This window comes from Pseudovibrio japonicus (assembly GCF_014651595.1).
In the GTDB taxonomy this organism is placed as follows: domain Bacteria; phylum Pseudomonadota; class Alphaproteobacteria; order Rhizobiales; family Stappiaceae; genus Pseudovibrio; species Pseudovibrio japonicus.
In genome coordinates, this window is record NZ_BMXE01000002.1 from 599,699 (window position 1) to 617,101 (window position 17,403).

18 protein-coding genes are annotated in these 17,403 nt (G+C 52.9%); 9 read left to right on the plus strand and 9 right to left on the minus strand.

The window, feature by feature from the left end; genetic code table 11:
• Positions 1-25: 25 nt before the first annotated feature.
• Genes IE076_RS07495 through IE076_RS07505 form a run of 3 tightly spaced genes read right to left on the minus strand, consistent with a single transcriptional unit; the run spans position 26 to position 1,944 of the window.
• A complete protein-coding gene (locus IE076_RS07495; RefSeq protein WP_054661543.1) occupies positions 26-421 on the minus strand; it encodes a response regulator in 396 nt (131 codons plus the stop codon).
• Between the two features lie 15 nt (positions 422-436).
• Positions 437-982, minus strand: a complete 546-nt coding sequence (hpt, locus tag IE076_RS07500) for a hypoxanthine phosphoribosyltransferase (RefSeq protein WP_189436134.1) — start codon at positions 980-982, stop codon at positions 437-439.
• Positions 979-1,944: a zinc-ribbon domain-containing protein gene (locus IE076_RS07505; protein WP_189436135.1), complete on the minus strand. Its 966-nt coding sequence runs from the start codon at positions 1,942-1,944 to the stop codon at positions 979-981. The genes hpt and IE076_RS07505 overlap by 4 nt, the downstream gene beginning before the upstream one ends.
• 425 nt (positions 1,945-2,369) lie before the next feature.
• Between IE076_RS07505 and ftsE the strand changes: the two genes are divergently transcribed.
• The 5 genes from ftsE (at position 2,370) to IE076_RS07530 (ending at position 6,286) form a co-directional block, all read left to right on the plus strand.
• On the plus strand, positions 2,370-3,029 hold the full coding sequence (ftsE, locus tag IE076_RS07510; protein ID WP_189436136.1) for a cell division ATP-binding protein FtsE: 660 nt from the start codon (positions 2,370-2,372) through the stop codon (positions 3,027-3,029).
• 25 nt (positions 3,030-3,054) lie between these two features.
• Positions 3,055-4,101, plus strand: coding sequence for a cell division protein FtsX (locus IE076_RS07515; RefSeq protein WP_209008926.1), 1,047 nt, complete (start codon positions 3,055-3,057; stop codon positions 4,099-4,101).
• A gap of 101 nt (positions 4,102-4,202) precedes the next feature.
• Positions 4,203-4,910 (plus strand): YdcF family protein, encoded by a 708-nt coding sequence (locus IE076_RS07520; protein WP_209008927.1) that lies wholly within the window; start codon positions 4,203-4,205, stop codon positions 4,908-4,910.
• Positions 4,911-4,975: 65 nt separating this feature from the next.
• Complete coding sequence (locus tag IE076_RS07525) at positions 4,976-5,755, plus strand: lysophospholipid acyltransferase family protein (RefSeq protein WP_189436138.1); 780 nt, start codon at positions 4,976-4,978, stop codon at positions 5,753-5,755.
• A gap of 126 nt (positions 5,756-5,881) precedes the next feature.
• Positions 5,882-6,286 (plus strand): hypothetical protein, encoded by a 405-nt coding sequence (locus IE076_RS07530; RefSeq protein WP_209008928.1) that lies wholly within the window; start codon positions 5,882-5,884, stop codon positions 6,284-6,286.
• A gap of 13 nt (positions 6,287-6,299) precedes the next feature.
• Here the strand turns inward: IE076_RS07530 and IE076_RS07535 are convergent, their stop codons facing one another.
• Positions 6,300-6,824: a gamma-glutamylcyclotransferase gene (locus tag IE076_RS07535; protein ID WP_189436139.1), complete on the minus strand. Its 525-nt coding sequence runs from the start codon at positions 6,822-6,824 to the stop codon at positions 6,300-6,302.
• Between the two features lie 95 nt (positions 6,825-6,919).
• Here IE076_RS07535 and IE076_RS07540 point away from each other — a divergent pair, with 95 nt between their 5' ends.
• Positions 6,920-7,963, plus strand: coding sequence for a DUF2125 domain-containing protein (locus IE076_RS07540; RefSeq protein ID WP_189436140.1), 1,044 nt, complete (start codon positions 6,920-6,922; stop codon positions 7,961-7,963).
• Between the two features lie 15 nt (positions 7,964-7,978).
• Here the strand turns inward: IE076_RS07540 and IE076_RS07545 are convergent, their stop codons facing one another.
• On the minus strand, positions 7,979-8,440 hold the full coding sequence (locus tag IE076_RS07545; protein WP_189436141.1) for a GNAT family N-acetyltransferase: 462 nt from the start codon (positions 8,438-8,440) through the stop codon (positions 7,979-7,981).
• Between the two features lie 323 nt (positions 8,441-8,763).
• Between IE076_RS07545 and IE076_RS07550 the strand changes: the two genes are divergently transcribed.
• The gene (locus IE076_RS07550) at positions 8,764-9,666 is read left to right on the plus strand and encodes an HpcH/HpaI aldolase/citrate lyase family protein (RefSeq protein WP_189436142.1); all 903 of its coding nucleotides are present in this window, start codon (positions 8,764-8,766) and stop codon (positions 9,664-9,666) included.
• Positions 9,667-9,756: 90 nt separating this feature from the next.
• A complete protein-coding gene (locus IE076_RS07555) occupies positions 9,757-9,963 on the plus strand; it encodes a DUF1737 domain-containing protein (RefSeq protein WP_189436143.1) in 207 nt (68 codons plus the stop codon).
• A 67-nt stretch (positions 9,964-10,030) separates the two neighbouring features.
• Here IE076_RS07555 and IE076_RS07560 read toward each other — a convergent pair whose 3' ends face one another.
• The 4 genes from IE076_RS07560 to IE076_RS07575 all read right to left on the minus strand — a co-directional run bounded on the left by IE076_RS07560 (position 10,031) and on the right by IE076_RS07575 (position 16,194).
• Complete coding sequence (locus IE076_RS07560) at positions 10,031-11,080, minus strand: ATP-binding protein (protein ID WP_189436144.1); 1,050 nt, start codon at positions 11,078-11,080, stop codon at positions 10,031-10,033.
• A gap of 71 nt (positions 11,081-11,151) precedes the next feature.
• On the minus strand, positions 11,152-11,841 hold the full coding sequence (locus tag IE076_RS07565) for an outer-membrane lipoprotein carrier protein LolA (RefSeq protein WP_189436145.1): 690 nt from the start codon (positions 11,839-11,841) through the stop codon (positions 11,152-11,154).
• A gap of 254 nt (positions 11,842-12,095) precedes the next feature.
• Positions 12,096-14,993: a DNA translocase FtsK gene (locus tag IE076_RS07570; protein ID WP_189436146.1), complete on the minus strand. Its 2,898-nt coding sequence runs from the start codon at positions 14,991-14,993 to the stop codon at positions 12,096-12,098.
• A 4-nt stretch (positions 14,994-14,997) separates the two neighbouring features.
• Complete coding sequence (locus IE076_RS07575; RefSeq protein ID WP_189436147.1) at positions 14,998-16,194, minus strand: aminotransferase class I/II-fold pyridoxal phosphate-dependent enzyme; 1,197 nt, start codon at positions 16,192-16,194, stop codon at positions 14,998-15,000.
• Positions 16,195-16,395: 201 nt separating this feature from the next.
• Between IE076_RS07575 and IE076_RS07580 the strand changes: the two genes are divergently transcribed.
• A complete protein-coding gene (locus IE076_RS07580; protein WP_189436148.1) occupies positions 16,396-17,400 on the plus strand; it encodes a CorA family divalent cation transporter in 1,005 nt (334 codons plus the stop codon).
• The last annotated feature ends 3 nt before the right edge of the window (positions 17,401-17,403 follow it).

The following is a 17,403-nucleotide window of genomic DNA, read 5'->3' on the forward strand; positions in this document are numbered from 1 at the left end:
GTTGAAACTTTTATGGGGGCTGGCTTTATGCAAACGCAGTTTGCTGCGGGCTTTGCTCGTCTTTCAGGGCGGTGGCGACGGCTTTTCTGACTTCTACCAGTGAAAATGGCTTGGTCAGCACGTCCTTCACGCATTTGCCGACTTCTTCCGAGCGTTCACGCTGGTCGGCGTAACCGGTCATCAAAAGGATTGGCAGGCCCGGGTAGCGAGCGCTGCTTTGCATAGCAAGTTCGATCCCATCCATCTCCGGCATTCTGATGTCGGAGAGCAGAAGATCAAACTTGCCTTGCTGTTGCAGCAGTACAAGAGCGGCTTCGGCGCCATCTTCCACGGCGGTCACTTTGTGCCCGTCCAGCTCCAATGCACGTTTTACAAAGGCGCGGACCGCATCATCGTCTTCCGTTAGAAGTATGTGAGCCATAATAGCCCCCCTTAGTTAGTCGTCACCTTCCTGCGGCACGTAGCCGATGAATGGTAACTGTCTCCATGCATGCCCCATGTCCATGCCGTAGCCAACCACGAATTTGTCCGGGCAATCGAAGCCGGTATAATCCGATTTGATGTCGGCCTTTCTATGGTTCGGTTTGTCCAGGAGTGCAGCTACCCGGACAGACTTTGCACCACGTTCGGCGATCAGGTCGCGTGCAAACTTCAGAGTGCGGCCGGACTCGAGAATATCATCTACCAAAATGACGTCTCTTCCGGTCACGTCGCTTTCGATATCGCGGAGTACTTTTACATCTCCCGACGACACCGTTCCTCTTCCATAACTTGAAAGGTGTAAAAATTCCATTTCCGGAACGGAACCTGCTCGGTGTAAAGAGCGGGCAAGGTCAGCTGCAAAAATGAAGCTCCCTTTCAAGACCGCTACAACGAGGAGTTTGTGAGGGTTGTCCTGTGCGATAGCTTCTGCGATTGCTTTTACGCGTGTCGCAATTGCTTCTTCATCAAACAGCACGCGGATTTCCGGGTTACCGGTCATCTAATGCTCGCTCTTTTTTTCTGGCGCTCAACAAAGCGCAATTGAATGTCGGCGGCTCGCTCTGGCGGATTGTTTAGCCGAGCTCTGAACCGGGTTTTATCACCTGGTGCAAGCCTGTCTTCTCGCGGCTCAACAATCCAGGAGTGTATCTCTTGCGTGTCCTGCGAGCGCAATGCCAGCTTAATCGCCGGAATAAACGTCTCGCTTCTTGCGATATTTTCTACAGATCCCTCCACAACGAGCACGACGGAACCGTCGTCCACTTCGCGGAACGTTCTCAGATCCCTAAATACAAGACCACGTAGATTTACGGTCATACCAGCCAACTGGTACAGACCAGCCAAGTCAGGGAAACCTCTTACGATTGCCTCACGGTATTTCACCACTGAAAAGCAGAGCGCAAGTGAAGCAGCAAGAAGGCTTGCTCCCAGCAGGCCTTTCGCGCTTATAACAGCTGATTTGCGGGATGACTTGGTTTTTTTTCGAGATCTTCTGTCTGCTTTGCGTGAAACGCCCTCAGATCGTTTTTTTTCCTCGGGTTTCTCGTCCTTAGAAGCAGCGTTACCAGTTGGTCCCTCATAGGAGGAACCCGCTTTGCCCGCAGACTGTGTGCTCGTGCCGATGTCCCAGAAAGGGTCTGAATTCGAAGGGGCTTTCTTGGGAATTGCAGCAAGGTCGTCCTCTGAAAAGGCTGAGTGGCGCCCGGTACTGGCAGTTGCACTGGACAGGTCGCTATCGTCAAAGCCTTGAGAAAAAGACGTTTGTTTGCGGTTTTCAGAGGTTGTTGAATTGTTGTGTACTTCTGGACCTGCGTCGGGTGTCGCGGCCCGTTGTTCTTTCACCTCAGGTTCAACATGCCAGATATGATTGCAGCTGGCGCACTTTACCTTGCGGCCAGTATCGCCAATTTTGTCGGTGGGGATCTTATAGGCAGTGTTACATTGAGGGCAGGTAATTTTCATTAAGCGTGGTCCAAAAGCGGGTTGCCTTTAAAAAAGGATGGTCAAGCCGCTTAAATCCTTTATTTTGCAAGCGTATTCCGTTCCTACACCCGAAGGAACCTGTCGGAATTACGTCTCAGAGCCACTAGATATGCAATTTACTTACAAGTACTCAAAAAGGTAGGTTTTGACTAGCCTGATTACGGGTGCTTCCCCCTCAGGTTGAGTGCCAAAACATGATCCCATATGGATAGGAGGACATCTATATGCTTAATGAAGTGTTAATTTATTAGGGGGATATCCAAAGGAACAGGCTCGCATAAATTTGTGGTGGCAGGTTAAGTGAAAAATTGAATGCAAGAAGATTATTTTTTAGAGTAATTTGCATGAGTTTGGCCTCATTTTTCTGATAGGGCGAAACCTCACGGCTGCTAGGGGAACTTTCGGTGATACGCTTTGAGAATGTGGGACTCCGGTATGGAATGGGTCCGGAAGTACTTCGGGATTTGACCTTTTCCATTGAGCCGCAATCTTTTCAGTTTCTCACTGGTCCTTCGGGAGCGGGCAAAACCAGTTTGTTGCGCCTGTTGTTTCTCTCCATGCGGCCCACACGCGGGCTGATTTCTGTTTTTGGAAAAGATACCACAAAGATCACCAAGGGTGAGCTGCCGTCGATGCGTCGCCGGATTGGTGTGGTGTTTCAGGATTTCCGGCTGCTGGACCATCTCACCACCTATGAAAACGTGGCCTTGCCGCACCGTGTGGCGGGCAAGTCCGAGTCAGAGTATCGTCCGGATGTGATTGACCTGCTGAAGTGGGTGGGGCTTGGTGACCGGATGCATGTGCTGCCGCCGGTTCTCTCGGGTGGTGAAAAGCAGCGTGCCGCGATTGCGCGCGCTTTGATTACCCGGCCTGAAGTTCTGCTGGCAGATGAGCCGACAGGAAACGTGGATCCGCCACTTGCCCGCCGTTTGCTGCGCCTGTTTATAGAGTTGAACCGACTTGGCACCTCTGTGGTGATCGCAACTCACGACTTTCACTTGCTGGAGCAGGTGGAGGCTCGGCACCTAATACTCAACGACGGGCGGTTGGCTGTTCATGACTGATACTCAGCGAAGAAGAGAACCGCCCATGTCCGCTCAAAAACCCGGAGCGCGCCGTGGGCCTGCGGGTCCAAAGCGGCCCAGTGGGCCACGAAAAGGCCCTCCTAAAGGCAAAGGTGGGCGTCCGCCGAAAAAAGTCGTGGCTAAGAAAGCGCCTGGGCTGAAGTTCAAGATCAAAGAAAGACCGGCGCCGATTGTGCCACCGCAGGCGATCTCCGGGCAGGCTTTGATGCTTGTAGTGGCGATCATGAGTTTTCTTGCCTGCCTGACCGTCGGGTTTGTGACGATCGTCAATGATGCGGCCAATGACTGGACCAATGATCTGGTGCGCGAAGTGACCGTGCAGATTCGGCCTGCAGATGGCGTGAACATGTTGCAGGAGATTGATCGCACATTGGCACTGGTCCGTGAGTTTCCCGGCGTGGGGGATGCGCGCGCGCTGTCTGATGAGGAGACCAAGGGACTACTTCAGCCGTGGCTTGGAGCGGGGCTTGAGCTGGAGGAACTGCCTGTTCCGCGTCTGGTTCTTGTTGAGATCAGTGACCCTGAAATGCTTAACCTGCCCGAGATGAAAGCGCAGATTGAACAGGATATCCGGGCGGCCTCTGTGGATGATCACCGCGTCTGGAATCGGCAGCTTTCTGCCATGGCGAACACAGCTGTGCTGGTTGGTTTTGGTATTCTGGTGCTTGTGCTGTTTTCCATGGTGCTCTCGGTGATTTTCGCAACGCAAGCGGCCATGTCTGGCAATAAGGATGTGGTAGAAGTACTTCACTTTGTAGGAGCTGAAGTTGGCTTCATTGCTTCCCAGTTTCAGCGGCACTTCCTATGGCTTGGGCTGAAGGGCGGGATCTTTGGGGGGACAATGGCTGCCCTGAGTTTCCTGATTGTTGCCTTCCTTAGTGACTCAGATGTCACTTCCGTTAGTGGAAATCAGGTGCAAGCGCTGTTTGGTTCTGCGCAGGTGAGTGCAATCGGATATATTGGGATTGTTGCTATTGTGGTGCTTGTTGCAGTGCTGACTGCACTAACGTCCCGTCTGGCTGTCCACAGACATTTGGCAAATATGGACTAAATGCTGTTTTCTTCCCATTTTCGCCAGTTCTGATATGTAGTCAGGAAAATACCATTTCAGGTTTGTGGCTCTGACTTTTTTGCCACATCATGGAGCACTCTTTGAATACGCGCGATACAGCGGCAGACCATAAAGCCCCCGGTGAACAAGATCCGGCACCAGCCGACGCTGAAAAGCCCTCTGGCCGCAAAATGTTCGTGCGCCGCTGTGTTTGTATCTTTCTGGTGCTGTTCCTGATTGGCCTGTTCTCGTTTGTCGGCGGTTTCTTGTGGTTTGTGGAAGTGCTGCAACCTTCTGTGCAGGCGGTAGTGCCCAGACACGCTGATGGTATTGTGGTTTTGACGGGCGGACGAGACCGGATTTCGCAAAGTCTGGATCTTTTGGAGGTTGGCAGCGCCAAGCGTCTATTGATCTCTGGCGTACATCCGACAACCAGTGCAAAGCAGATTGCACGGCTGAATTCCAAACGGATGTGGCTGTTTGATTGCTGTGTAGATCTGGACCGGAAAGCACAAGATACCATCGGAAATGCGGAGGAAACGGCGAACTGGGTACGAGAAAACAGGTTTAGTTCTCTGTTGGTCGTCACCAGTGCCTATCATATGCCTAGAGCATTGGCAGAACTGCAGGTTCGCCTTCCAAAAGCTTCCCTTTTTCCCAGTCCCGTCTATCATAAAGAGCTGGATTTGGAACATTGGTATGAAAGTTCTTCAATAACAAAGCTTCTCCTGCGCGAGTATGTGAAGTATATCCTCGTGCGGCTGCGAGTTAAGTTGGATTTCGTTTTTCCTGTAAATCGCTCCGCTTAATATCGTGAAGTATACTCTGAGTTCGTTTTGGCGGGGGGCCATACGGATATGGTTGTGAAGGTATAATGGTCGTTCTGCGTTCTATTCTTTTCAACGTGCTGTTTTACGTCAGTACTTTGATTATCATGTTGATGTGTAGTTTCCTGTTTCTGATTCCCGTCCGGTACGGCTGGTGGTTGTTGCCATTCTGGGGCCGGGTAGAGAAGTTTTTGCTTCGCTGGGTGGCAGGTGTAAAATCCGAAATTCGGGGTGTCGAAAACCTACCAAAAACAGGCTGTATTATTGCTTCCAAGCATCAATCTGCGTGGGAAACGTTTGCGCTTGCCGAGCACTATCGTCAGCAAACGTTTATCCTGAAGCGGGAGCTGCGCTGGGTTCCATTCTTTGGGTGGTATCTGATGAAGTTCCGGCAGATTCCTGTTGATCGTAGCAAGAAGGGCAAGGGCCTTGCTGCTATGAGCACAAAGGCTGCCGAGGCGATTGCGGAAGGCCGCAATATCATCATCTACCCTGAAGGAACGCGTCGTCCGGCTGGTGCGGAGCCCCATTACAAATATGGTATCGTGCACCTTTACAAGACACTGAACTGTCCGATTGTTCCGATTGCGGTCAACTCGGGTGTTTACTGGCCGCGCCGCCGCTTCTTCCGTTTTCCGGGTACGATCACAGCAGAGATTCTGGAGCCGATTCAGCCGGGATTGGAGCCGCAGGAATTCTTCCGGGTATTGCAGGAGCGCCTTGAAACGGCCTCTGATCGTTTGCTTGATGAAGCAGAAAAAGCGACGCCGGATAACATCATCATCAAAGAAGCCCGTGCACGACAGGCAGAATATAAGAAAAAATAAAGATTTTACGTGGAAATCAGATGTATCCTGAAAAGAAGGCTGCCTTTGCCTTAAAGGTGGCTTCTTTTTTTGGGAAATCTCTGGTTCAACTTGTAATTTGTTCTTAGTTTGTTCTAAAAAAGTACTATGGGAAATAGTAGGAGAAATCAGGGGAGTGCGGCGCAGTACTCGTTGTTTGACGAGAACCTGCCAAGTGGTACGTCTCCGCGCGTGTCAGAGGAGCTGGGAGCCGGCAGTCAGTTCAAGTACTGGTCTGGTGCTTCCGGGCATCGTTACCTCTTTACCCGGATTTCGCAGGCGGAGGTTCCCGACTATGCTGAAAAGCTGGTTCTGATTACGGATACGAAGAGTGAGAGTGTGATCTGGCTCGGGTATCAGGGTATGCCGAATGAGAAGAACCCTATGCCTGTGCTTAAGCCCTCGCAGGATGCGTATGTCCACCTTCTGGCAGAAGACACCACAGAGAGGGACCGCGCTCAAAATGACCTGCGGACCGGGATCTTTTCTTACATCAAGCCAGAAGACGAATAGTCCAAGTCTGTTTTCAGAGTGAAAGCTGCCGTGCCAGCCATTCCACATTCTGGTCTTTCACCCCCATTTCCTTCATGTGCGTGTATGTGTTGATGACATACTCCGGATTTGCGCCGGATAAGCCTTTTGCGCCCTTCACAATCTGCAATTGTTCTTTCAGAGGTAAAGCGCCTGCATATTGCTTGTGCTTCCGGTCTGTGACGAATGTGACTGCGCGTACCTTGCTGCCTTCATCATCCAGCAATCGAATGCTGCGGTGGGTTTCCAGATAGACCATGGTTTGTTGTTCGCGTTCGCGGAGATAATGCAGTGTGTTCTGCCAGTTTTCCGGTGCGACTTTGAACGCCATGCCGATGCAGGCACCGCCTTTGTCCAGCCCAAATACCAGTCCAGGGTTGTCCTGAGTCCCGCGATGAACCCATGAATAAACACAGAGAGATCTATGAACGCCATGTACAATTGCAGGGACAACTTGTTCATAAGGAAAGCCAGGACGCCAAATTAGTGATCCGTAGCCAAATATCCATAAATCTCGCATAACTATTTTCTCGTAGAATTCTTAGATACACATCGCCTATCAGGCTCGTAATCAGCATGCAACTCACAGCACTGTGTGAGGGTAACGGAGAGTAGATGACTGAACCAAAAGTATCCCGGCCCCCAAGAAAGTCGGCGTATTTCGTCCTAGCGATCCTTGTCGTCCTGCTCATTGGCGGATGGTCCGCCTATTGGGCGGTTGGACGCGGTATTGTTTCGGACGTAATTCGCAATGGAATAAACGTCGCCGAAGCAGAAGGTGGAAGCCTTGAATGTGGTGACCAAAAGCTTGGTGGATACCCGTTCCGATTTGAATTGAGCTGTACTCCGTTTCGTATGGACAAAGACGGAGAGTGGTACTTTATCAATGAGTTACGCGGTGTCGCGCTGGCTTATAACCCGACCCACGTGATTTTAGAGGCAAGTGGTCCGGCCGAGATGAATCTTGGCGAAGACGGGCCTGCATACTCCGCAAACTGGGCAACAGCACAGGCCAGCGTGGTTGCTGAAAACAACAGGCCTGCGCAGGTTGATGCTGTCTTCAATGATCCCACGCTGACCTACATCGTTGGAGACCAGTCTCTCGAGCTTGGTGCGGATCAGACAGAAGCGCATATGCGCCGTGTTGAAGGCAATGAGAATGCGCTTGATGTGGCGTTGCGGATCGTTGGTCTGACCGCCGGGAATGTTTCCGGTGATGTGCCGCTTGATATCAGCCTTCTAATGCAGTTGCCGGAGGGTTCTGGCGTGCTGGATGGAGAAGTTCACGATCTAGCTGATTTATTGGTTGATGAAGAGATAAGGGTCAATGTCTCCAGCCTGCAACTGCAGAGCGGTGAGTTCTCCATCGCCACTGAAGGGAATCTGGTGATTGACCGACAGGGGCGTTTGAATGGAACGCTGCCGCTGGTGATTACCGGCATCCACCAGCTGGAAGCCGTGTTACGGCCTCTGTTTCCACAAGACGACAGAACGCTTGAGGCGCTTCAGAGAACGGCGACGAGTATTGGACAGGGCAGTGCGGAGGATGGTGTTCCGACGATCCGGATTCCGGTGACGCTTGAAAATGGTCGTGCGCGGATCGCGTTCTTTGATTTGGGGCCTGTGCCTCAGCTGGTCATAGGAGAAAGCGGCTCTTAATGAGCCGCTTTTGGATTATGCGAGTGCTAGGCGGCTAATCGGGATAATGAAGCTGTCTTCATCGCCAGGTTCCGCCAGATCTTCAAAGAGGCTGTTGTCGACTTTGTTCTTGTTTGGCACCAGCCAACGAACATGAAGCCAGTCACGTGCTGTGCCGATCTTGGAGAGCTCTTCCACCAGTGAACGGCCAATGCCTTTATGTTGGTGGTCCGGCATCACGTAGATGTCGTCGAGCTGGCCAATGCGCAGACCGGAGATCAGGTCCGGAATATCGAAGAAAGCTGCGAAGCCGACCAGATCTTCGTCTTCATACGCACCGATGATTTCGATGGACTTGTCTTCGAGCAGGCGCTCGGCGAAGACTTCGTCTGGACGACGTGGAGCGCCACGCTTCAAGGCTTGTGCATTCTCTGCAATGAGAGGGGCCAAGTCTGGCGCATCACCGGGTTTTAAGGCTCTACAAATAAGATCAGCCATTATACCTCTTCCCGTTCCTTCGTTTAATTTTGCGCTATAGAGTGACCCCAAAATATCCCGAAAATCAAGGTACCAAAGCCTATAGGCTCGTGAATGTTGTGGGATCACCCGTTCTGGTGGCAGGTGCTAGATGGAGGTGACATGACCGACTATCTCCCTGTGCGTGTTGCTGGTTTCGACTTCGCACTTGGGCCGGGCCGTTATTGCGGCCAAAGACCTAATGTTTGCCCGTTCTAAACACACAATTAGCCCGAATGGTGAGTAGTGAAGATGAGGGGTGGGCTCTAAACTCACTCTGATTTTGCAATGCAACAGGAAGTATCATGTCTAGCTCACAGCAAGTTCATAGTATCAGACCGCGCCGTAGTGCGCTTTATATGCCAGGTTCGAATGCACGTGCGTTGGAGAAGGCCAAGGGGCTGGATGTGGACGTGTTGCTGCTGGATCTGGAAGACGCCGTGGCGCCAGATGCCAAAGAGATGGCGCGTACTCAGGTGTGTGAGGCCGTTGCTGGTGGTGGATATGGCCACCGCGAGCTTGTTATTCGCATCAATGGCATGAAGACCCCTTGGGGCAATGATGACCTGAAAGCAGCCGTTGCTGCTAAGCCGGATGCTGTTTTGCTGCCGAAGGTGGAGAGCCTTGCGGACATCAAACCAGTTGCTGACTATCTAGCAGAGCAGGGAGCTGACGGTGTTCGCATCTGGGCGATGCTGGAAACGCCGGGTGCCATTCTTAATGCCTCGGAGATTGCCGAGGCTGCGAAGGATCCGCACAACCGTTTGGATGTGTTCATTATTGGCACTAATGACTTGAGTAAGGAAAGCGGCGCCAAGATCCTGCCGGGTCGTGCAGCGTTGATGCCGTGGCTGATGACCTTCCTTGCGATCGCTCGTGTTGGTGGTGCGGATATTCTGGATGGTGTGTACAACAACTTCTCTGATCTGGAGGGCTTTGCTGATGAATGTAAGCAAGGTGCCGATATGGGGTTGGACGGTAAAACGCTGATCCATCCAAAGCAGCTTGAGGCCTGTAACTCCGCCTTCGCGCCTAGTGAAGCGGACGTTGAGTGGGCGAAGAAGATGATTACCGCGTTCGAACTGCCGGAAAATCACGATAAGGGTGCTTTGCAGGTGGACGGCAAGATGGTTGAGCGTCTTCATGCCGATATGGGCCGCAAAACCGTTGCCATTGCCGAAGCCATCGCGCGGCACGTGGACGCCTAGATTTGAACGAAGCGCATGTTTAAACCTCTGGCTTCTCTCGTATTTGGCTGATAGGTTCCGCCAACACTTGAAGAACTAAAGGGAAATAACATGCGCCTTTACCGCCTCATCACCGAACCGGATTCCTCTAAGTTTTGCCACCGTGTAACGGAAGCGCTCAACAAGGGATGGGAACTGCATGGATCTCCGACCATGACTTATGATGCAACCAAAGGCGTTACCATGTGTGGTCAGGCTGTGATCAAGCATGTTGACGGCGAAAAGTACACGCCAGAGACCAAACTTGGTGCTTGGTAAGCTTGCTTTTTATGAGTTGTTGGAAGTGGCGGGATTTTCCCGCCATTTTGCATTTTGGGGGCCTGTTTCAGGCGCTTTCCAGCATGGCTTCCAGAACGCCGCGATAAATGGTGCGGACGCGCTGTTGGTGGTGTGGGGCTGCCTGCCAGAAGTTGGTGAGGCCGGGACCGGCATTCAGTTCCAGAATGTTGGCGGAGCACTGCTCTTCGCTAAGGTCATCGCACAGGATGTCTACGCCTGCATAGCGCAAGCCGCATACCCGTGCTGCTTCTACGGCCAGTGCCTTGAAACTCGGGGAGGCGAGGTCGGTTACGTCTACTGCTTCACCGCCTGTTGACAGGTTGGCGTTGGAGAGCAGCGGCAGGCGTTTTCCGCTTTGTAGGATGGCGGTCAGATCATAGCCTGCTTCCTGTATGGCCTTCAGCAGGCGTGGGTCACCAGCGTCCACCTTGTAGCCACCGGTGCGGGTGGTGAGTGTCCTGATCTTTTCCGCCAAGAGCTCTGCAATCGTGTTTGTGCCATTGCCCATGATGGAAAGCGCGCGCCGTTCGATGATCGCCAGAACCTCTCCATCCAGCACGATCACGCGGTAGTCTGCACCCGAGACAGCTGTTTGGAGCAGCATCCGGTCATTGTCCCGCAAAGCGGTTTTCAGGCGGGTTTTCAGCTCGGTTTCGTCAGAGACCTTCTGGACACCGACGCCTTGTGTGCCTTCGTTGGGTTTAATGAACAGCGGGTAGCCGAGCGACTCTGCGATTGCGGGGGCTTTTGTGATTGGGTTCAGGCTTTGAGCAACATGCGGGTTTGCGGTACTGAGCTGCTTGATGGCCCTGTCTGAGTGGATGAGTTTAAAGTCTGGAGTGGGCAGGCCAGCGTCTTGTAAAAGGCGGCCTGAGAAGTCCTTGTCGCGGGCGGCTTCTCCGGCAGAGTAGCTGTTGAGTGCGAAGGCGCCGCCCTTGATGGGAAAGCGTTTGCCGCCGCCCGTTTCAATATATCCGAAATAGAAGAACTCGCGGTCGAGAGCGAGTTTAATGCCTTTCTCCTGACAGAGCTCAGCAAGCAAGCGCGGAGCAAGGGGAAGGGACGGCAGGTCGGGTGAAACAGGGAAAAACTGCATTAGGTTCTCTGGCCAATAAAAAAGGAGCGCCGAAGCACTCCTCTTTCATATAGCAAATTCTGGGCTGATGCTTAACCACCACCGCGTCTTTGACGGGAATTTGCGATGTAATCGATCTTGAACAGATCCGGATTGGTCGCACCGTTCTCAACGACGTCATAGATTGAAACAGAGGTGTCGTAGCCCTGTGCGTCGCGTACGGTCCATTGCTTGAGCTTGTAGGTTCGTGCATCGAAAATCAGCGTCAGGCGACCGGATGTGAAGCGGGTTTTGTCGTCAATCGTGATTGTGATGAGATCTGGCTCAACCTGCACGTTGGTAACGTTCGCGTCTCGTTGCAGATCGATCCGGTCAGAGAGCAGGAAGCGCAATGGTGTCTGGGAAAGTGGCCAGATATCCTGCGTCTGTAGCCTGCGGTCTTTTACGGAGACCATTTTGCCATCCGCGATGATGTCGAGGTTGGATGGTTTGTTGTAGTAGAAGCGGACTTTACCAGGACGGCTGATGAAGAACTGGCCTTCTACACGCCCGCCGGTTGGACCAAACTGGACAAACTTGCCGTGCATATTCCGCACGGTGTTGAAATACTTGCTTACCGCCTCAACGGCCTGCGTGTTGTTGAGCGCAACCGGTTGTGGCTGAGGGACTGGCTGAGCGGCGGAGTGTTCCGCAGTTAATGGAACAGAACCGATGAAAAGTGCTGCAGCAACTGCGAGGCTTTTACCAATCCTGCCAAAAGAGATCGCGTGAGATGCAACCATATATAAAACTCCGCTGTCAAAACTCGTAGAACAACCCTAAGTCGAGTTCATTAACTCTTCTCTAAACTGGTGTTCAGTTGTCGGTGAAACCTTGATTAAAGAAGCTATCGTTATCATAAGGCAAAGATAGGGCATATCTCTCAAATTCTAAAAAATTACTTAGAGATAGGCGCAAAGGAACCTTCAAATCCTAGTGAACGACTTGGGTGCCCCGCCAATAATCATAGGCGAGCAGGCCACCCGTAAGCGCTCTATCAGAACTGCTCGTCGCCTTCAGGCAGCAGGATTTCGCGTTTTCCAGCATGGTTTGGTGGGCTGATCATGCCTTCCTGTTCCATACGTTCAATCAGCGAAGCGGCACGGTTGTAGCCGATTGAGAGGCGGCGCTGAATATAGGAGGTGGATGCCTTGCGGTCTCTGGCGACAATTGCGACTGCCTGATCGAACAGGTCGTTGGTTGCGTTGCCGGAACCCTGTGTCAGGGCATTGTAACCACCGGTCTCTTCTGTTTCTTCCGTCACGTCGGAGAGATAGGTTGGTGTGCCCTGTTCTTTCAGGTGTTTTACGATGTCTTCCACTTCACCGTCAGAGACAAATGGACCGTGAACGCGCTGGGTTTTGCCGCCGGCTGCCATATACAGCATGTCACCCATGCCGAGCAGCTGTTCTGCACCCATTTCGCCAAGGATCGTGCGACTGTCGATCTTGGAGGTTACCTGGAACGAGATACGTGTCGGGAAGTTTGCTTTAATGGTACCGGTAATGACGTCCACGGATGGACGCTGCGTTGCCATGATCAGGTGGATGCCGGCAGCACGTGCCATCTGGGCCAGACGTTGAATGGCGCCTTCGATGTCCTTACCAGCCACCATCATGAGGTCTGCCATTTCATCGACGATGACGACGATGTAGGGCATTTTCTCCATTGGGAGCTCTTCTTCCTCGAAGATCGGCTCGCCGGTATTCTTGTCGAAGCCGGTCTGGACGGTGCGTGTGAAGCTTTCGCCCTTCTTCATGGCCTGCCCGATACGGGTGTTGTACCCGTCGATATTACGGACGCCGACCTTGGACATCTTCTTGTAGCGATCTTCCATCTCACGGACGGTCCATTTCAAAGCAACAACGGCTTTGTTCGGATCGGTCACAACTGGAGTGAGGAGGTGCGGAATGCCGTCGTAGATGGACAGTTCCAGCATCTTTGGATCGATCATGATCAGCTTACACTGCTCTGGGGTAAGCCTGTAGAGCAGGGAGAGGATCATAGTGTTTACGGAAACCGACTTACCTGAACCGGTGGTACCGGCCACGAGCAGGTGAGGCATGCGGGCAAGGTCGGCGATGACAGCTTCGCCATTAATGGTTTTGCCCAGTGACATGGCCAGTTTTGCTTTGGACTCGTCAAAGTCAACAGAATCCAGCAGTTCGCGTAGGAACACGGTTTCGCGCTTGGCGTTTGGAAGCTCAATCCCGATTGCGTTTTTGCCCGGAATAACAGCAACACGGGCGGAAATTGCGCTCATGGAGCGGGCGATATCGTCGGCAAGACCGATGACGCGGGAAGACTTGATACCCGGCGCTGGCTCCAGCTCGTAAAGGGTAACAACGGGGCCCGGACGGACCGCGATGATTTCACCGCGTATGCCGAAGTCACCCAGAACACCTTCCAGAATACGAGCGTTTTGTTCCAGAGCGTCTTTGCTCAGGCGCTGCTTGCCGTCTGATTGAGGCTCGGTCAGCAGTTCGATACTCGGCAATTCAAACGGTGCCTGTTTGACGATTGCGGCGCTTTTCTTTTCTTGCGCGAATGATCGTGGAACACTGCGACCCGGCCGTGCGGGCTGCGGGGCAGGTTGGGCTTCAGGGGCTGGCTCATCCGGGCTGGCAATGCCAATTGGACCAGTTGGTTCTACCGGCTGTGGTCCGCGTACGAGGTCGTCATCTTCGTAATGCTCGTCGGCAGAGTCTTGCTCATAGCCTTGGTCGTCAAAGATTGGCTCATTTGCAGGGGAATGCTCCCACTGCTCATCGTGCGGCTGCGCATCGTGCGGAGCGTAGTGCTGTGTGGTGTCGTCGTGCGGATCAAACTGCACATCAGTACGCGTTGGCTGGGCTTCTTGATGATAGTATTCGCCAAGGCCATCGTCTTCACTTGGCATGAGCTTTGACGCGAGCTTGCGCCGGACACGGGCAACGAGACCGCCGCTCTGGGCTGGTTCTTCCTGATAGGCTTCCTGCTCGTCCCACTGCTGTTCAGCCTGCGGGTCGTACTGTTCGTCTTCATAGTACTCTGGCTGCTGAGCCTGATTGTGATCGTGCGGGGCAGCCGCGTAGTCTTCTTCCTGCCAGTTCTGGTTTGTGGCCAGCTTGCGTCTGAAGATGGTGCGCTGGATTGCGCTGGTTGCCATGAGCTTCCAGTGGCTTAACGCCCCAACAATGGCGTAATAGCGGTTGTTTTCGCCTTCGTACTCTTCCTCAGAATCCGCAGAGAAAGGCATTGCCTCATGCGGGGTGTATTCATCTTCAACGGCTTCTTCTTCCGCGCCATCTTGTGGCACAGGGTCTTTGCCGATAAGGCCAGCGGCGTAGGCGAGCAGCGCAACAGCTGGTAGGCCAAGGCCCACGGTGCCCGTCAGCGTTCTCAGGCCGGTTGAGAGTTCAGGCAAGATGGTGGTGGGGATGGAGAAGATCCAATCGCCAAGGAATCCGCCGAGTCCGGTTGGGATTGGCCAGCTTGCCGGAACTGGGATCGCGGCCAGACCACCTGCAAATAACAGAGTTCCAAGGAACCATGTTGCGAAGCGCTTGCGCGTGACGCCGGAGGTGTATTTGAGCGACAGGCGCCAGCCCCAAATGAAGACGGGCACTAGAAAAACGGCTGTTGCCAGACCGATTGTCTGCATCAACACGTCTGCCACAATGGCACCGGTTTGGCCCAGAGCGTTGTTGATCTCCGCATTGGTTGCGTGATTCAAGCTCGGGTCGTTGGTTGACCATGTTGCGAGAGCCGCCGCCACACAGAGGCCGATGACAAGGATCACCGCGCCGCCAATGACGATCATGTTGCTTTTGATAAAGCGCTTTACCGGGCTCTCGGTATCAGCCAGCGAAACAGAGTTTGCTTTGGGTCGTTGCATTGCAGCAGCCTGACGCATTCGATTACTCCAGAGAGTCCAAAATTCTTCGGAAAGCTTCCTTGCTTACTTCCAAAGATTCAACGAGGGCGAGGCGAATGTATTTGTCGCCGGGGTTTGAGCCGTCTGGCATGTCTGAGGCGATGTAAGCTCCAGGAAGGGTTTTTATGCCTGCCTCGCGCCACAGCTTCTCCGCAACCTGAGCGCCGGAGCCCCAGCGGGACACATCCAGCCAAAGGAAGAAGCCACCATCCTTGCGCACGGGGCCGAACAGCGGGGAAAGCATTTCCTCGGCTGCATCGTACTTTTCGTTGTAGAGGCGGCGGTTTTCGACCACATGCTCTTCATCGCCAAAAGCACGTACAGCGAGTGCCTGAATGGGCATCGGGACCTGAGGAGCGGCTGTGTTGCGGAAATCAGCGAAGAACTGGATGAACTCCGGATCTCCGGCAGCAAAGCCGCAGCGTGCGCCCGGCAGGTTGGAGCGCTTTGACAGCGAGTTGAAGGTCACAACGTTTTTCAGCGTACCATCAAGGGCTTCAGCAGCTTCCAGAACACCTGTTGGGGGTGTGTCGCGGTAGATCTCCGAGTAGCACTCATCGGCGAAGAGCATAAAGTTGTGCTTCCGCGCCAGCTTGATGAGTTTTTGCAAGTACGCCATGGGCGCCACGGTACCCTGCGGGTTGGCCGGGGTTGCAAAGTAGAAGGCGACGGTCCGGTCGAGCAGGTCAGGGTCGATTGCATCCAGATCTGGCAGTACGCCGTCCGCCGGTTCTGGCAGAAGAATTTCGTCGGCACCCGCAATATGGGCACCGGCTCCATAGGATTGGTAGAACGGGTTTGGCAAAATAACAGCTGGCTTACCGTCTTTTTTCAGATAGTCGCGTGCGGAGACACAACCGAAGACGAGACCCTCGCGAGACCCGTTGAGCGGGATAATGCTCTTGTTTGGATCAAAGGCGTCAGACAGATTAAAACGGGTCTTCAGCCAGTTGCCAACAGCGGTGCGGAATTGGTCTGTGCCACGAATAGCAGGGTATCTGCGGAAGTCTGCTTTGTGTTCTTCAAGAACTTCAATGACATAGCTTGGGGGTTCATGACGCGGTTCACCTATCGTCATGACAATTGGATCAAGCCCCGGTTCGATGCCAGCGAGTTGCTGGTTCAGACGCTGAAACGGGTTTCCTCCGCTAGATTTTTTTTCAACTTCTTTCGTAGACACAAGAATTCTCGCTGGAATAATTTACAGTAAATGCTCAGAGCACCAAATTTTAGTATTTTTTGGTAAATTGGCTGTTAACCAATTTGTTATGCGCGAAGCTGAATAGGGGGTTCTTCTGGGGTTTGTCATCTGATTTTTTAGAAGTGTGGGTTTTGATTGTCGCGCTGAGTTAGAATTGAACTTAGGCCGGGATTTGTCAAAATGGCGCAAACCACAGAAAACATTGAGGCGAGTCACATCCATCTGGACTCCTCGTTTGTTGTTATTTTCTCAAAATCCAAAGGTATGCGCCAGCTTAACCTGCAGCAATTGCGTGACTATGAATTGAAGCCCGGTGAGTTTTATTGGGCCTACCTGCAGCGTTCATCCTCTCAAAACCGGGATTTTCTTGAAGATCTTGGGCTGGAGAGCTGCGATATCGATGAGTTGCTAGCGCGAGACGTGCGTCCGCATTGCCATATGCGTAGTGGAGGGGCGTTTATCGCCATGAACGTGTTCAACGCGTTGCCAAAGCAGGACAGCAGCGACATGGAGTGTGTTCAGCTCTGGGTTGATGCCACACGAATAATCTGTATCTGGCATAATCCGCTAGATATTTTCCAAAGGCTCTTAGAAGGATTTCAGACTCACGTACCGCCTGCAAGCACGGCAGAATTCTGGGCGCGGCTTGCGCTTGCAGTTGCCGGAAGTGCTGAAGAGATGGTGGAGGGCTTGCAGGACCGGATTGATCATCTGGAGGATGTGGTTCTTGAGACCGGAGATCACCCTTGGGAGAGTGAGTTGGCGCAGGTTCGGCGGTTGGCGACGATTATTCGTCGAAGCATGTTGGTGCATCTGGACACTCTGCGGAACTTCGAGGTGGAGAATTTCGAGTGGGTTAATCGAGTTAATCGACGCCGAATCCGTGAGGCGGGGGACAGAACACTAAGGATTACGGAGGAGATGGATGCCATTCGTGAGCGCGCTGAGATTGTTCACGATCAGATCATGTTCAAGAGATCAGAGAATATCAATCGCTACATGTTGACGATGGCGGCAATCGCGGTCGTCTTTCTGCCGCTTACCTTCATCACCGGATTGCTAGGCATTAATGTGGCTGGAATTCCGGGTAGCCATGATCCCGTTGCGTTTACGGTCGTCAGCGCGATCCTGATTTTTATTGGGGTGGTGCTGTTCGTGATTGTGCGGCGGTTTAAGATATTTTGAAGC

Coding starts and splice junctions, on each gene's coding strand:
- IE076_RS07560 (WP_189436144.1), bottom strand. CDS start 11,080: ATGCAGTTTTTCCCTGTTTCACCCGACCTGCCGTCCCTTCCCCTTGCT.
- IE076_RS07535 (WP_189436139.1), bottom strand. CDS start 6,824: ATGCGAGATTTATGGATATTTGGCTACGGATCACTAATTTGGCGTCCT.
- hpt (WP_189436134.1), bottom strand. CDS start 982: ATGACCGGTAACCCGGAAATCCGCGTGCTGTTTGATGAAGAAGCAATT.
- IE076_RS07565 (WP_189436145.1), bottom strand. CDS start 11,841: ATGGTTGCATCTCACGCGATCTCTTTTGGCAGGATTGGTAAAAGCCTC.
- IE076_RS07555 (WP_189436143.1), top strand. CDS start 9,757: ATGCGCCTTTACCGCCTCATCACCGAACCGGATTCCTCTAAGTTTTGC.
- IE076_RS07545 (WP_189436141.1), bottom strand. CDS start 8,440: ATGGCTGATCTTATTTGTAGAGCCTTAAAACCCGGTGATGCGCCAGAC.
- IE076_RS07495 (WP_054661543.1), bottom strand. CDS start 421: ATGGCTCACATACTTCTAACGGAAGACGATGATGCGGTCCGCGCCTTT.
- IE076_RS07580 (WP_189436148.1), top strand. CDS start 16,396: ATGGCGCAAACCACAGAAAACATTGAGGCGAGTCACATCCATCTGGAC.
- IE076_RS07570 (WP_189436146.1), bottom strand. CDS start 14,993: ATGCGTCAGGCTGCTGCAATGCAACGACCCAAAGCAAACTCTGTTTCG.
- IE076_RS07530 (WP_209008928.1), top strand. CDS start 5,882: ATGGGAAATAGTAGGAGAAATCAGGGGAGTGCGGCGCAGTACTCGTTG.
- IE076_RS07550 (WP_189436142.1), top strand. CDS start 8,764: ATGTCTAGCTCACAGCAAGTTCATAGTATCAGACCGCGCCGTAGTGCG.
- IE076_RS07515 (WP_209008926.1), top strand. CDS start 3,055: ATGTCCGCTCAAAAACCCGGAGCGCGCCGTGGGCCTGCGGGTCCAAAG.
- IE076_RS07540 (WP_189436140.1), top strand. CDS start 6,920: ATGACTGAACCAAAAGTATCCCGGCCCCCAAGAAAGTCGGCGTATTTC.
- IE076_RS07525 (WP_189436138.1), top strand. CDS start 4,976: ATGGTCGTTCTGCGTTCTATTCTTTTCAACGTGCTGTTTTACGTCAGT.
- IE076_RS07505 (WP_189436135.1), bottom strand. CDS start 1,944: ATGAAAATTACCTGCCCTCAATGTAACACTGCCTATAAGATCCCCACC.